The sequence below is a fragment of the Shinella kummerowiae genome, assembly GCF_009827055.1.
Classification (GTDB): domain Bacteria; phylum Pseudomonadota; class Alphaproteobacteria; order Rhizobiales; family Rhizobiaceae; genus Shinella; species Shinella kummerowiae.
On sequence record NZ_WUMK01000001.1, the window covers coordinates 774,025 to 786,145 of the forward strand.

Genomic DNA, 12,121 nt, shown 5'->3' on the forward strand with positions numbered 1-12,121 from the left:
TTTTCCAAAACCATTACGGCAACACTTCTCAATTTTAAAAATGATATTCGCGCAATAGGCTCATCCCGTCAACACAGACAGGAGACGACCATGCCCTTCCTTCATATCCGCATCGCGGGGAAAAACCTCACCGACGGCGAACGCCTGCACCTTCAGGACGAGGCGACGCGCCTTGCCGTCACCCTGCTCGGCAAACGCACCGAAGCAACCGCCGTCCTCGTTGAGGGAAGCCCGATTGCCAACTGGACCATCGGCGCGCGCCGGCAGACCGTGGCCGGCCATTTCGAAATCCTCATCAGCGAAGGCACCAACACCGCGGACGAAAAGGAACGTTTCATCGCCGCCGCCTATGCGCTTCTGCAAGAGACGCTGGGCGCGCATCTCGATCCCGTGACCTACGTGGTCATTCGCGACATCGCGATGGAGAGCTGGGGTTACGGCGGACGCACGCAGGAAAGCCGCCGCATCGCCATGGCGGCGTGAGCCGTCAGTCGGCGCTCGGCAACCGGCGCATGGTGAATTCGATGCGATCGCCCTCCATCGTGCGCCAGCTCTCCACTTCGGTCCAGTAGGCGGCCTTGGGCCAGAGGTCGAACCATTCGCGCGCCTTGTCCCGCGCCGCCTGCCGCTCGAGGCAGAAGGTTTCGCGAACGAAGTGGCCGTTGCCGGCGGGTTTTTCGCGGCGATGGCGTTCGATCTGGCGCCGGAGCCCTTCGAGAGGGGGTAGCCCGGGAACACGCGCCATGCAGATTTCCTCCTGGCAGCACATTCAATGGCGTAAAGATAAGCGGGCGCCGACCGTTTTGCGAGTCCCGCCTTCCCCAGCCGATCGAGCCCCTGCGGTTGCCAAACGGTGCAAAGTTGGGAAGTGTGACGAAAATGCGATTCGGCGGCGCGGAGCCGCCAACGGGAAACACCATGGAACGACCAGACCTGCCGAAAGGCCTGCCCGACGACATCGAAGCCAAGAAGGACGCCGCCCGCGCCTGGTTCGAGCAGCTTCGCACCGCGATCTGCGCGAGCTTCGAGGCACTTGAGGACGAGCTGGAAGGCCCGCTTTCCGACCAGCAGCCCGGTCGCTTCGTCGCCAAGGACTGGCAGCGCGACAATGGCGAAGGCGGCGGCGGCCGCATGTCGGTGATGGATGGCCGCGTCTTCGAGAAGGTCGGCGTGCACACCTCCACCGTCCATGGCGAATTCTCGCCGGAATTCCGCAGCCAGATCCCAGGCGCCGACGAAGACCCGCGCTTCTGGGCGTCCGGCATCTCGCTGATCGCCCATCCGGTGAACCCCAACGTGCCGGCCGTACACATGAATACGCGCATGGTCGTCACCACCAGCCGCTGGTTCGGCGGCGGCGCGGATCTGACGCCGGTGCTCGACCGCCGGCGCGTGATGGACGACCCGGATACCGCGCTCTTCCACAAGGCGATGGAAATCACCTGCAACCGCCATCCGGTTGCCGATCACGCTAAGTACAAGGACTGGTGCGACGAATATTTCTTCCTGAAGCACCGCAACGAGCCGCGCGGCACCGGCGGCATCTTCTACGACTGGCTGCATTCGCCGGAAGAGCTTGGCGGCTGGGATGCCGACTTCGCCTTCACGCAGGATGTCGGCCGCGCCTTCGCCATGGTCTATCCGCGCATCGTGCGCTCGAACTTCAACAAGGGCTGGACGGAAGAGGATCGCGACGAACAGCTCGTGCGCCGCGGCCGCTATGTCGAATTCAACCTGCTCTACGATCGCGGTACGATCTTCGGCCTGAAGACGGGTGGAAATGTCGATTCCATCCTCTCCTCGCTGCCCCCGGTGGTACGCTGGCCCTGATATCAGGGCGACCGCTCCCCACCTTGTGATTATCGACTCGGCTCCAACGTGGTAGACTGCGCTTGCATGATTCCACGGAGGAGGTAGTCATGACTTTCGCAACACAGGATGTGGCGACCGCGGGCCTTGATCCGCAATCCGCCGATTTTCTCGACCGTTTCGCAGAAACCATGCGTGCCGAAAGCGGCATGGACTTGCCGCATGCCTATTTCGTCGAGGAAGCCCGGCGGCGGCTTGCCGGCGGCACGGTCCATCACCTCGTCGACCATCACACGAAACCGGAGCAGTTTCAGTCGTCCGCCTGCTTCGATGCGTGGGCAAAGGGCGATGAAGCGGCCTGAAACAGGTGCCCGGCCCCTGCAAATAATCCGCGCCTGCGAGGGAACCGCAGATCGTCCGTTTCGTTTTGGACGACAGCGCTTTGGCTTCGCTCGCCGATTTGGTCGAGCGGGCCTCATCTGCTACACTGGTCCCGTTGAAACGACAGGAGATAGGTCATGAGACTTTTTGAATGCGGTTCACTCGTCCCCGGATGCGACTGGCATACGCGGGCCAATGACGACGCCGAAGTGGTGCGCCGCGCCGTCGAGCACATGCGCACCGCGCACGGCGAAACGATGATCCGGGAAAGCACCGTCGATCACATCAAGGAACGCATCGTCGACGAAAAGGCCGCCGACGCGGCCTGACGGGTTGCCGATCAGCCCTCTGTGGCGAGGGCTTCCAGCCGGGCAAGCAGCTTTGCCCGGCCCTCATTGAAGTTGCCGGCCACCCATTCGTCTTCGATCGCACCCAAGACGACACCGACCTTCGGCCCGGGCGCCACACCGGCCGCCAGCACATCCGCCCCGGTCAGCGGAAACGATGGCTTCTGCCAATTCTGCGCCTTGGCAAGCAGGCGCTGGCACAGGCCGGCGAAGGCCAATGCGTCTGCATCGCCAAGGCCCTTGGCTCTTGCCGAGGAAAGCGCAAGTTTCAGCCGCATGGTCAGGCCCACCGGCCCGTTGCGATACAGGAGCCGCTCGAACGCCGTCTCGGCCAGTTTCGGCGCAATCTCTGGCGCGGCGGCCCAATACTCCAGGTTTGCCGCTTCCGCCTTCGACAGCCGCAACCGCTCGACCAGCACTTTCAACCGCTCGCGATCCGGCGGCACGATGGCGGCAAGCCGCAGCAAGGCATCCGGATTCCAGCCGAACGCCTTTTCCGCCTCGATCAAGGCGGGGATCGCATCGATGCCCCACTTTTCGCTTTCCGGGAGGATTTCGCTCAGCACGCCGGCCTGCCGCATCCAGAGGAGCGCCCGGCCCGGATCGGATGCCGCGAGCAGCTTCTTGGTCTCGGACCAGACCCGCTCCGCCGAAAGTTTTGCGAGGCTGCCCTTCGCCCGCGCGCAGGCCTTCAGCCCTTCCGCATCCGGCCGCCCACTGCCGTAGAGCGCGAAGAAGCGGAAGAAGCGAAGGATGCGCAAATGATCCTCCGCAATGCGCGTCGCCGCATCGCCGATGAAACGCACCGTGCGGCTTTCAATGTCGGGCAGGCCGTTCACCAGATCGACGACGGTACCATCCGCCGTCGCATACAGCGCATTGATCGTAAGATCCCGCCGCTCCGCATCCATCTGCCAGTCGGTGCCAAAGGCAACCTCCGCATGGCGGCCATTCGTTGCCACGTCCCGGCGCAAGGTCGTCACCTCGAAGGGAACCTTGTCGACGACGAGCGTCACGGTGCCGTGCTCGATGCCGGTCGGCACGGCCTTGATGCCGGCGGCCTTCGCCCGCTCGACAACCGTTTCGGGCCTGAGCGTCGTGGCGATGTCCACATCGGCGACCGGCAGGCCCATCAGGCTGTTGCGCACGGCGCCACCCGCCACGCGTGCCTCGCCGCCGTCGCTGTTCAACAGCGAAAGCACGCGCACGAGCGCCGGATCGGAAAACCACGCCTCGCCCGAAACAGACGTCATGCATACAGCCTTTCATAGATCACCCGCACGATGCCGGCGGTGATGCCCCAGATGTTATGCCCCTCATAGGGCATGCGATAATAATGCCGCTCGCTGCCAAGCCAGACGCCGCTGCCTCGCTCGTGGTTGCGCGGGTCCATGAGGAAGGACAGCGGGACGTCGAAAACCGTCTCCACCTCCGCCGGGTTCGGGATCAGCTCAAAACCTGGCTGCACCACCGCCAGCACCGGCGTGATGGAGAAGCCGGACAGCGCCTTGTACTGCGGCAGGCGGCCGACCGGCTCGACGAAGCGGCGGTCGAGGCTGATCTCCTCCTCCGCCTCGCGCATCGCCGCGGCCTCCACGTCTTCGTCCTCGTCATCCACCGCCCCGCCCGGAAAGGCGATCTGGCCGGAATGTTTGCGCATGGTCGCGGTGCGCTGCGTGAAGATCACCCTCGCCTCCTCCCCATCATCGACGACCGGGATGAGTACGGCCGCGTCGCGCAATGCCATGCCTTCGATATGGGGAATGACCGAGGGGTTGAGCAGGCTGTCGCCATGCTCGCGCCAGGTCTCGTCGCCGAGCGTCAACGCCTGTGCCATCGCCCGGCGACGGAATTCCGCAGCACTGTAGGGTGGAAAACTCATCGGGACAGTGCATCCAGCTCGGCAGCCGGCATGACCGGGAAGACCACGCCGCCAGAGCGCACGGCAAACATTTTTGTGCCATCGATTTCAATCGTTTCGCCGAGTTCGACGAGGTCGTACATCACAGCGCGCGAGACCAGTGCCTCCAGCCGGCCACGCACCAGCAGATAGGGTTTCAGCTCGTTGTTTTCGCCCGCGATGATGAAACGCAGCGGATGCTCCGGACCGGCCTCGATCACATCGCCGACATTGGTGCGGAAGGTCAGCGTCTGCGCCGCGCCCTCCCCGCTTGCATTCATCTCGACCGCCAGGAAGGGCGCATCGACGACGCGGATGCCGACGCGCTCGACCGGCGTGACCAGATAGGTCTTGCCATCCTCGTCCTTGCGCAGCACCGTCGAAAACAGACGCACCAGCGGTGCGCGACCGATCGGCGTGCCCATGTAGAACCAGGTGCCGTCGGCGCGGATTTCCATGTCGATATCGCCGCAGAACGGCGGGTTCCAGCGCTCGACCGGCGGCAGGCCGCGGCCACCGGTTTCAGCGGCTGCCCGCGCGATCAAGGCGGCCAGCCCCGCCGCATCACTGCTTTCGCGAATTTCGCCCGTTGCCATTGTTCCGTCCCGGTTGAACCCTATCTCCGCGAGAGGCGCCGATTTTCAAAAGGCCCCTGTTTCAAGAGGAAAGGGTGGATACAGTCTTTTCTCACGAGATAGTCATTTCGTGGCCGCTTGTCAGCCACGGGTGAGCTAATAAGCTTTCTATGTAGGGAGCGAACGCGGCAAGGCCACGATTCGCCACGAGTTTAAAACCGGCACTGGAGACGATCATGGGCGTTCAGAATTCCCCCGAGGCAGGCCTGGACGAAAAAGCGGTGATCGCCGCCGCCGAACGGGCGCTCTCTGACATCGCCGTGATCCGCAACGAAGTCGCCAAGGTCATCTTCGGCCAGGAAAGCGTGGTCGAGCAGACCATGCTCGCCGTGCTCTCCGGCGGCCATGCCCTGCTCGTCGGCGTGCCGGGCCTCGCCAAGACCAAGCTGGTCGCCACGCTCGGCACCGTGCTCGGCCTCGCTTCGAGCCGCATCCAGTTCACGCCCGACCTCATGCCCTCCGACATTCTCGGCTCGGAAGTGATGGATCAGGACGACAACGGCAAGCGCTCCTTCCGCTTCGTGCCCGGCCCGATCTTCACCCAGCTCCTGATGGCCGACGAGATCAACCGCGCCTCGCCACGCACCCAGTCCGCCCTCCTCCAGGCCATGCAGGAATATCACGTCACGGTCGCCGGTCGGCCGAACGACCTGCCGAAGCCCTTCCACGTGCTCGCCACCCAAAACCCGCTGGAGCAGGAAGGCACCTATCCGCTGCCGGAAGCCCAGCTCGACCGCTTCCTGCTTCAGGTCGATGTCGACTATCCGGAACTCGCCGCCGAACGGCAGATCCTGCTGGAAACAACCGGCGTCCATGAGGCGCAGGCGAGTGCCGCCATCTCGGCCGAACGCCTCATCGAAATCCAGACCCTCATCCGCCAGATGCCGGTGAGCGAGAAGGTGCTCGACGCAATCCTGTCGCTGGTGCGCTCCGCCCGCCCCGGCAACGGCGTCAAGGACACCGACAAACATGTCGCCTGGGGCCCTGGTCCGCGCGCCGGCCAGGCGCTGATGCTCTGCGCCCGCGCCCGTGCGCTCTATGAAGGCCGCCTCGCGCCCTCCGTCGACGATGTGCTGGCGCTCGCCGAGCCCGTGCTGCAGCACCGCATGGCGCTGACCTTCGGCGCCCGCGCGGAAGGCATGTCGGTGCGTGACGTCATCGCCAGCCTCGTCCGGCAGGCGGGCGGCTGAGCGGAGAAAAGCGCATGGCATCCGTCGGCCAGATCGTCCAACCGACCCCGACCCGCGAGGTGCTTTCGCGGGCGCAGGCGCGTGCCGCCCTCATTCCCGATTGCATGGTCGAGGCGCAGCGCCTCGCCAACACGGTGATTGCCGGCTGGCACGGCCGCCGCAAGCGCGGCATCGGCGAAAACTTCTGGCAGTTCCGCCCCTATGTCGACGGCGAAAGCCTGTCGCGCATCGACTGGCGCCGTTCCGCCCGTGATGACCACACTTATGTGCGCGACCGCGAATGGGAGGCCGCCCACACCGTCTGGATCTGGGCCGATCTTTCGCCGTCGATGATGTACAAGTCCACCTTCGGCGCTGTCTCGAAGGAAAGCCGCGCATTAGTCCTCATGCTGGCACTGGCGGAAATCCTCGCCCGCTCCGGCGAGCGCATCGGCTGCCCCGGCATCATGGAGCCGATCGCCGCGCGCAACGCCGCCGAACGCCTCGCGACCGCCCTCATGCATAACGGCACGACCGGCGGCTTGCCGGACACCAGCATGATCCGCGGCAACAGCGATATCGTATTGATCGGCGATTTTCTCGATCCGGTGGCGGACGTGATGGATCGGCTCGGGCCGCTTGCCCGGCGCGGCCTGCGCGGCCATGTCGTCGAGGTCGCCGACCCGGCGGAAGAAACCTTCCCCTATAGCGGACGCACCGAATTCACCGACCCGGAAAGCGGCCTCAAACTCACCGCCGGCCGTGCGGAAACGCTGAAGGACGATTATAGCCGCGCCTATATTGCGCGCCGCGAAAACCTTGCCGACAGCCTGCGTCATCTCGGCTGGAGTTTCGTCACGCACCGCACCGACAGGATCGCCTCCGAAGCGCTCGTTTCGGTCCATATGTATCTTTCCGGCATGCCGGCAATGAGGGCGGAGGGCCGCGGCCGATGAGCGCTTTCGCCTTCGCCTTTCCCGCCGTGCTGGCGACGCTCGTGTTGCTGCCGGTCATCTGGTGGCTGCTGCGCCTGACACCGCCGAAGCCGCTCACCGAAGTCTTTCCGCCTTTCGCCATCCTCGCCTCGATCATGAAGCGCGAGGAAACGCCGGCGCAAAGCCCGTGGTGGCTGACGCTGCTGCGCATGCTGATGGCCGCCGCCGTCATCTTCGCCATAGCCGATCCCGTCTTCAACCCGCGCACCAACACGTTGGCGTCGAGCGGCCCGCTGGCGATCGTCCTCGATAACACCTGGGCCTCCGCCACCGACTGGCAGCGCCGCATCGACACGGCCTCCACGCTGATCGACGATGCCGAAAGCCGCGACGTGCCGATTGCGCTCGTGCTGACCGCCGACCGCCAGCACGACGCGGTGCCGGTCGATGCCGCAACCGCCCGCACGCGCCTCGCCGCGACCGAAGCCCGGCCCTTGCCGGCAGATCGCGCGGCAGCCGTCGCGTCGCTGCGCACCGCGCTGGACGGAACGGCACCCGGCACGATCGCCTTCATCAGCGATGGCATCGCGGGCGGCGAGACCGACGATACGGTCACCGCCCTGCAGGCGCTCTCGCCCGCCGAGTTCCGCCTGATCCAGAGCGATGGCGCCTCCACCGTCGCCATCACCAATGCGACGAACGGCGCCGATGCCCTCTCCGTCACGCTGACCCGCCTCGACGGCGGCCCCGCCCGCAGCCTGCCGCTGACCGCACACGATTCCCGCGGCCGGCCGATCGCTTCCGGCACGGCGGATTTCGCAGCGGGTGCGACGACCACCACCGGCACGATCACCGCGCCCTTCGAACTGCGCAACGATTTCGCCCGCATCACCATCGATGGTCTCGCCAATGCCGGCGGCACCTATCTGCTCGATGATGGCTTTCGCCGCCGCCGCGTTGCCTTCCTCTCCGGCGAGGTGGTGGATGCCAGCCAGCCGCTGCTCTCGCCGCTGCACTATATCAACCGGGCGCTGGCGCCCTATGCCGACCTGATCGAGCCGAGCGTCGCCGACCTTTCCGTCGCCGTGCCCGAACTTCTCGAGCAGAACCCGTCGGTGCTGATCATGGCCGATATCGGCCGCCTGCCGGAAGACGTGCAGAGTGCGGTTCAGCGTTGGGTCGAGGCGGGCGGCATGCTGGTCCGCTTTGCCGGCCCGCGCCTTGCCGCGGCACCCGCCGATGACCCGCTCGTGCCGGTGCTGCTGCGCAAGGGCGAACGCGCGCTCGGCGGCGCGCTCTCCTGGTCCGAGCCGCAGCCGCTCGCCGCCTATCCGCAAAACAGCCCGTTCTTCGGCATGCGCGCACCGGAAAACATCCTCATCAAGCGCCAGGTGCTTGCGGAACCCACACCGGATCTCGCCGAACGGACCTGGGCCGGCCTTGCCGACGGCACGCCGCTGGTAACGACCGGTCCACTTGGCTCCGGCCGCATCGTGCTCTTCCACATCAGCGCGGAAACCGGCTGGTCCAACCTGCCCCTCTCCGGCGATTTCGTCGAAATGCTCCGCCGCACCGTGCAGCTTTCGCGCGGCGGCGGTGTTTCCACCAGCGACGGCGAACAGAGCCAAGGCCTGCCGCCCTACCGCCTGATGACGGCGAACGGCACGCTCGCCGCCGCGACCGGCGAGGCAAAACCGCTCGCAAGCGGTGACGGCACGCGTAAGATCGCCAGCTTCGACAACCCACCCGGCCTCTACGGCACGGAGGACGGCTATGTCGCGCATAACCTCTTCCCTCCGGGCCATGAAATCCGCCCGCTTGCGGTGGCCGAGGGGACCGCTGTCCTGCGCGAACCGCTCGCCGGCAGGGAGACCTGGTCGCTGAAACCATATCTCTTCACACTGGCAGCCCTGCTGCTTCTCGCCGACTGCGCCATCGTGCTGTTCATCGGCGGTGCCTTCGCCGCGGCTGCCCGCGGCATGCCGAAGCGCGGCGCGACCGCCGCCATGCTGCTGGCGCTCGTCGCCGGCGCGCTTGTGGCGCTGCCATCGGAAAGCCGCGCGGACGATGCGAAACCCGGCGACGAGACGATCCTGTCGCGGCTCGACACGACGCATATCGCTTACGTCGTCACCGGCGAGAGCGAGGTCGACAACATCTCCGAGCGCGGCCTTGCCGGCCTGACGGAATTTCTCACCTACCGCACCACGCTTGAGCCCGGTCAACCGGTCGGCGTCGACATCGCCAAGGACGAACTTTCGCTCTACCCGATCATCTACTGGCCGGTAAGCGCTTCGGCGGAAATGCCCTCCAGCGCCGCGATCAGCCGCATCGACGCCTATATGCGCAACGGCGGCACGGTGCTGTTCGATACGCGCGACCAGTTCGTCTCGCTCAACGACACCGCGACCAGCCCGAACACCGAGCGGCTTCAGGCGATCCTCGCCAGTCTCGACATTCCGCCGCTGGAACCCGTGCCGGCCGACCACGTGCTGACCAAGGCCTTCTATCTGCTGGCGAATTTCCCCGGCCGTTACGCCGGAAGCCCGTTGTGGATCGAGGCGGAACTCGATCGTGCGGAAGATCCCTCGCGCCCGGCACGCGCCGGCGATGGCGTGTCGCCGATCATGATCACCGGCAACGACTTTGCCGGCGCCTGGGCGGTCGATGCCAACGGCATGGCGCTGCTCCCGACCGTGCCGCCGGACGAGGTGCAGCGCGACCACGCCTTCCGCGCCGGCGTCAACATCATGATGTACATGCTCACCGGCAACTACAAGGCGGACCAGGTGCACGTGCCCGCCCTCCTCGAACGGCTGGGGCAATGACATGACCATCCAGTTCTCCCCCTTCCTGCCCTGGATCGCCATCGGCGCGATCGGTCTCGTCGGCCTGCTGCTCGCCGCCCTCGGCTTCTGGCGCGGCCTGCGCGGCTCGTTCGTGCGCGCGCTCGCCTTGGCCCTGCTGGTGCTGGCGCTCGCCAACCCCGTCTTTCTGCAGGAGGACCGCGAGGCGCTGTCGACCATCGTGCCTGTTATCGTCGACCGCAGCCAGAGCCAGGACAACGAGGAACGCACGGCCCAGACCAATGCCGCGCTGGAAGGCATCAAGGAACGTCTCGCGCGTTATCCGCGCATCGAGCCGCGCATCGTGGAGGCCGGCGACGACGGCACATCCGACACGCCGTCCACCCGCCTGTTCGATGCGCTCAATTCCGCCATCGCCGACGTGCCGCGCTCGCGGGTCGGCGGCGCGATCCTCATCACCGACGGCCAGGTGCACGACATCCCGGACGCCGCCGCGTTCTCCGGCTTCGAAGCGCCGATCCACGGGCTGGTCACGGGCCGGCCGGATGAATTCGACCGCCGCATCGAGGTCGTCAGCGCGCCGCGCTTCGGCATTGTCGGCGAACCGCAGGAGCTGAAATTCCGCGTGGTGGACGACGGCACCGGCCCCGAAACCGCGGCGCGCGTCACCGTGCGCCTCAACGGCAACGAGATCGCCTCGGAGATCGCCCAGCCCGGCACCGAACAGCCGCTCGGCTTCACCGTGCCGCGCGGCGGCAACAACATTCTCGAATTCGAGGTGGACCCGGTCGAGGGCGAAATCACCACGGCGAATAACCGGGCGGTCCATGTCATCGAGGGAATCCGCGAAAACCTGCGCGTGCTGCTCGTCTCCGGCGAGCCCCATGCCGGCGAACGCGCCTGGCGCAACCTGTTGAAGTCCGACACCGCGATCGACCTCGTGCACTTCACCATTCTGCGCCCGCCGGAAAAGCAGGACGGCACGCCGATCAACGAGCTGTCGCTGATCGCCTTCCCGACCCGCGAACTGTTCGTCGACAAGATCAACGAGTTCGACCTCATCATCTTCGACCGCTACCAGCACCGCGGCGTGCTGCCGATCCTCTACTACGACAACATCGCGCAGTATGTGGAGAACGGCGGCGCGCTGCTGATTGCGGCCGGTCCCGAACATGCGGGCAATGATTCCATCGCCAGCACCCCCCTCTCCGTCGTGTTGCCGGCCAACCCGACCGGCGCGATGAACGAGGCCGCCTTCTACCCACGCCTGTCCGACCAGGGCAAAAAACATCCCGTCACCCGCGGCCTGGAAGGTGCGGGCGAAGAGCCGCCGCGCTGGGGTCGCTGGTTCCGCACCGTGGACGTGCAGCGCCCGCAGGGCAATGTCGTGATGGAAGCCAATGACGGCAAGCCGCTGCTCGTGCTCAACCGCGCCGGCAAGGGCCGCGTCGCCATGCTGCTCTCCGACCAGGGCTGGCTGTGGGCACGCGGCTTCGAAGGTGGCGGGCCGCATGTCTCGCTCTATCGCCGCACCGCCCACTGGCTGATGCAGGAGCCGGCGCTCGAGGAAGAGGCGCTGACCGCGCGCACCTTCGGCCGCACCCTGCAGATCAACCGTCAGACGATCGGCGATGCACCCGGCCAGGCAACGATCAAGCTGCCCTCCGGCGCCACACAGCAGGTGACGCTGACGGAAGCCGAACCCGGCCTCTACCGCGCCGAAATCCCGACGACGGAAACCGGCCTCTACGAAATCGCCAACGACAACCTGAGCGCGCTGGTGCATGTCGGCGCCGTCGATGCGCCCGAGTTCAAGGCGACGATCTCGACGACGGACACGCTGAAACCGCTTGCCGACGCCACGAAGGGCACGGTCCGGCGCCTCGTCGACGAGGAAGGCCAGACCGTCTCGCTGCCGCAGGTGCTGCCGGTTTCCGGCCAGGTGCGCAGCGTGGATGAGAACCGCCTGTCGCTGCGCATGACGGATGAGACGGTGCTGAAGGGTATCAACTCGCTGCCGTTGTTTGCCGGTTTTGCCGGTGTCGGCCTGCTGCTGCTCGCCTTCTCCGCGACGTGGTATCGCGAAGGCCGCTAATCGCGTTTTTCGATCTGGCGCCGCCTTTGTCGTTCCGCTAGTC

At 66.0% G+C, this 12,121-nt stretch carries 12 protein-coding genes; 8 read left to right on the plus strand and 4 right to left on the minus strand.

Features of this window, described 5'->3' with window-relative positions; genetic code table 11:
• Positions 1-90: 90 nt before the first annotated feature.
• On the plus strand, positions 91-483 hold the full coding sequence (locus GR138_RS03625; protein WP_160857227.1) for a tautomerase family protein: 393 nt from the start codon (positions 91-93) through the stop codon (positions 481-483).
• 4 nt (positions 484-487) lie between these two features.
• On the opposite strand, the gene GR138_RS03630 is transcribed toward GR138_RS03625, so the two are convergent.
• A complete protein-coding gene (locus tag GR138_RS03630; RefSeq protein ID WP_160857228.1) occupies positions 488-745 on the minus strand; it encodes a hypothetical protein in 258 nt (85 codons plus the stop codon).
• A 173-nt stretch (positions 746-918) separates the two neighbouring features.
• On the opposite strand from GR138_RS03630, the gene hemF reads away from it, so the two are divergent.
• From hemF to GR138_RS03645, 3 genes are all read left to right on the plus strand, one after another.
• Positions 919-1,830, plus strand: a complete 912-nt coding sequence (gene hemF, locus GR138_RS03635; protein ID WP_160857229.1) for an oxygen-dependent coproporphyrinogen oxidase — start codon at positions 919-921, stop codon at positions 1,828-1,830.
• Positions 1,831-1,919: 89 nt separating this feature from the next.
• Positions 1,920-2,171 carry a hypothetical protein gene (locus GR138_RS03640; RefSeq protein WP_160857230.1) on the plus strand — a complete coding sequence of 84 codons (252 nt, stop codon included), beginning with the start codon at positions 1,920-1,922 and terminating at the stop codon, positions 2,169-2,171.
• A 156-nt stretch (positions 2,172-2,327) separates the two neighbouring features.
• Complete coding sequence (locus tag GR138_RS03645; protein ID WP_069058059.1) at positions 2,328-2,519, plus strand: DUF1059 domain-containing protein; 192 nt, start codon at positions 2,328-2,330, stop codon at positions 2,517-2,519.
• A gap of 11 nt (positions 2,520-2,530) precedes the next feature.
• Here the strand turns inward: GR138_RS03645 and GR138_RS03650 are convergent, their stop codons facing one another.
• Genes GR138_RS03650 through GR138_RS03660 form a run of 3 tightly spaced genes read right to left on the minus strand, consistent with a single transcriptional unit; the run spans position 2,531 to position 5,033 of the window.
• Positions 2,531-3,790: a CCA tRNA nucleotidyltransferase gene (locus GR138_RS03650; protein WP_160857231.1), complete on the minus strand. Its 1,260-nt coding sequence runs from the start codon at positions 3,788-3,790 to the stop codon at positions 2,531-2,533.
• A complete protein-coding gene (locus GR138_RS03655; protein ID WP_160857232.1) occupies positions 3,787-4,419 on the minus strand; it encodes a CoA pyrophosphatase in 633 nt (210 codons plus the stop codon). Before GR138_RS03655 ends, GR138_RS03650 begins: the two co-directional genes overlap by 4 nt.
• Positions 4,416-5,033, minus strand: a complete 618-nt coding sequence (locus GR138_RS03660) for a DUF1285 domain-containing protein (protein WP_160857233.1) — start codon at positions 5,031-5,033, stop codon at positions 4,416-4,418. The genes GR138_RS03655 and GR138_RS03660 overlap by 4 nt, the downstream gene beginning before the upstream one ends.
• A gap of 215 nt (positions 5,034-5,248) precedes the next feature.
• Between GR138_RS03660 and GR138_RS03665 the strand changes: the two genes are divergently transcribed.
• From GR138_RS03665 to GR138_RS03680, 4 genes are read left to right on the plus strand one after another with little or no spacing between them, the layout of a single operon-like run.
• Entirely contained in the window at positions 5,249-6,262 is a 1,014-nt protein-coding gene (locus GR138_RS03665; RefSeq protein ID WP_160857234.1) for an AAA family ATPase, read from the plus strand.
• A 14-nt stretch (positions 6,263-6,276) separates the two neighbouring features.
• Positions 6,277-7,197, plus strand: coding sequence for a DUF58 domain-containing protein (locus GR138_RS03670; RefSeq protein WP_160857235.1), 921 nt, complete (start codon positions 6,277-6,279; stop codon positions 7,195-7,197).
• Entirely contained in the window at positions 7,194-10,004 is a 2,811-nt protein-coding gene (locus GR138_RS03675; protein WP_160857236.1) for a DUF4159 domain-containing protein, read from the plus strand. The genes GR138_RS03670 and GR138_RS03675 overlap by 4 nt, the downstream gene beginning before the upstream one ends.
• A gap of 1 nt (position 10,005) precedes the next feature.
• Entirely contained in the window at positions 10,006-12,078 is a 2,073-nt protein-coding gene (locus tag GR138_RS03680) for a hypothetical protein (RefSeq protein WP_160857237.1), read from the plus strand.
• The last annotated feature ends 43 nt before the right edge of the window (positions 12,079-12,121 follow it).

Excerpts from the sequence above, each read along its gene's own strand:
- GR138_RS03650 (WP_160857231.1), bottom strand. The coding sequence starts at position 3,790 with ATGACGTCTGTTTCGGGCGAGGCGTGGTTTTCCGATCCGGCGCTCGTG.
- GR138_RS03665 (WP_160857234.1), top strand. The coding sequence starts at position 5,249 with ATGGGCGTTCAGAATTCCCCCGAGGCAGGCCTGGACGAAAAAGCGGTG.
- hemF (WP_160857229.1), top strand. The coding sequence starts at position 919 with ATGGAACGACCAGACCTGCCGAAAGGCCTGCCCGACGACATCGAAGCC.
- GR138_RS03670 (WP_160857235.1), top strand. The coding sequence starts at position 6,277 with ATGGCATCCGTCGGCCAGATCGTCCAACCGACCCCGACCCGCGAGGTG.
- GR138_RS03680 (WP_160857237.1), top strand. The coding sequence starts at position 10,006 with ATGACCATCCAGTTCTCCCCCTTCCTGCCCTGGATCGCCATCGGCGCG.
- GR138_RS03625 (WP_160857227.1), top strand. The coding sequence starts at position 91 with ATGCCCTTCCTTCATATCCGCATCGCGGGGAAAAACCTCACCGACGGC.
- GR138_RS03675 (WP_160857236.1), top strand. The coding sequence starts at position 7,194 with ATGAGCGCTTTCGCCTTCGCCTTTCCCGCCGTGCTGGCGACGCTCGTG.
- GR138_RS03660 (WP_160857233.1), bottom strand. The coding sequence starts at position 5,033 with ATGGCAACGGGCGAAATTCGCGAAAGCAGTGATGCGGCGGGGCTGGCC.
- GR138_RS03655 (WP_160857232.1), bottom strand. The coding sequence starts at position 4,419 with ATGAGTTTTCCACCCTACAGTGCTGCGGAATTCCGTCGCCGGGCGATG.
- GR138_RS03630 (WP_160857228.1), bottom strand. The coding sequence starts at position 745 with ATGGCGCGTGTTCCCGGGCTACCCCCTCTCGAAGGGCTCCGGCGCCAG.
- GR138_RS03640 (WP_160857230.1), top strand. The coding sequence starts at position 1,920 with ATGACTTTCGCAACACAGGATGTGGCGACCGCGGGCCTTGATCCGCAA.
- GR138_RS03645 (WP_069058059.1), top strand. The coding sequence starts at position 2,328 with ATGAGACTTTTTGAATGCGGTTCACTCGTCCCCGGATGCGACTGGCAT.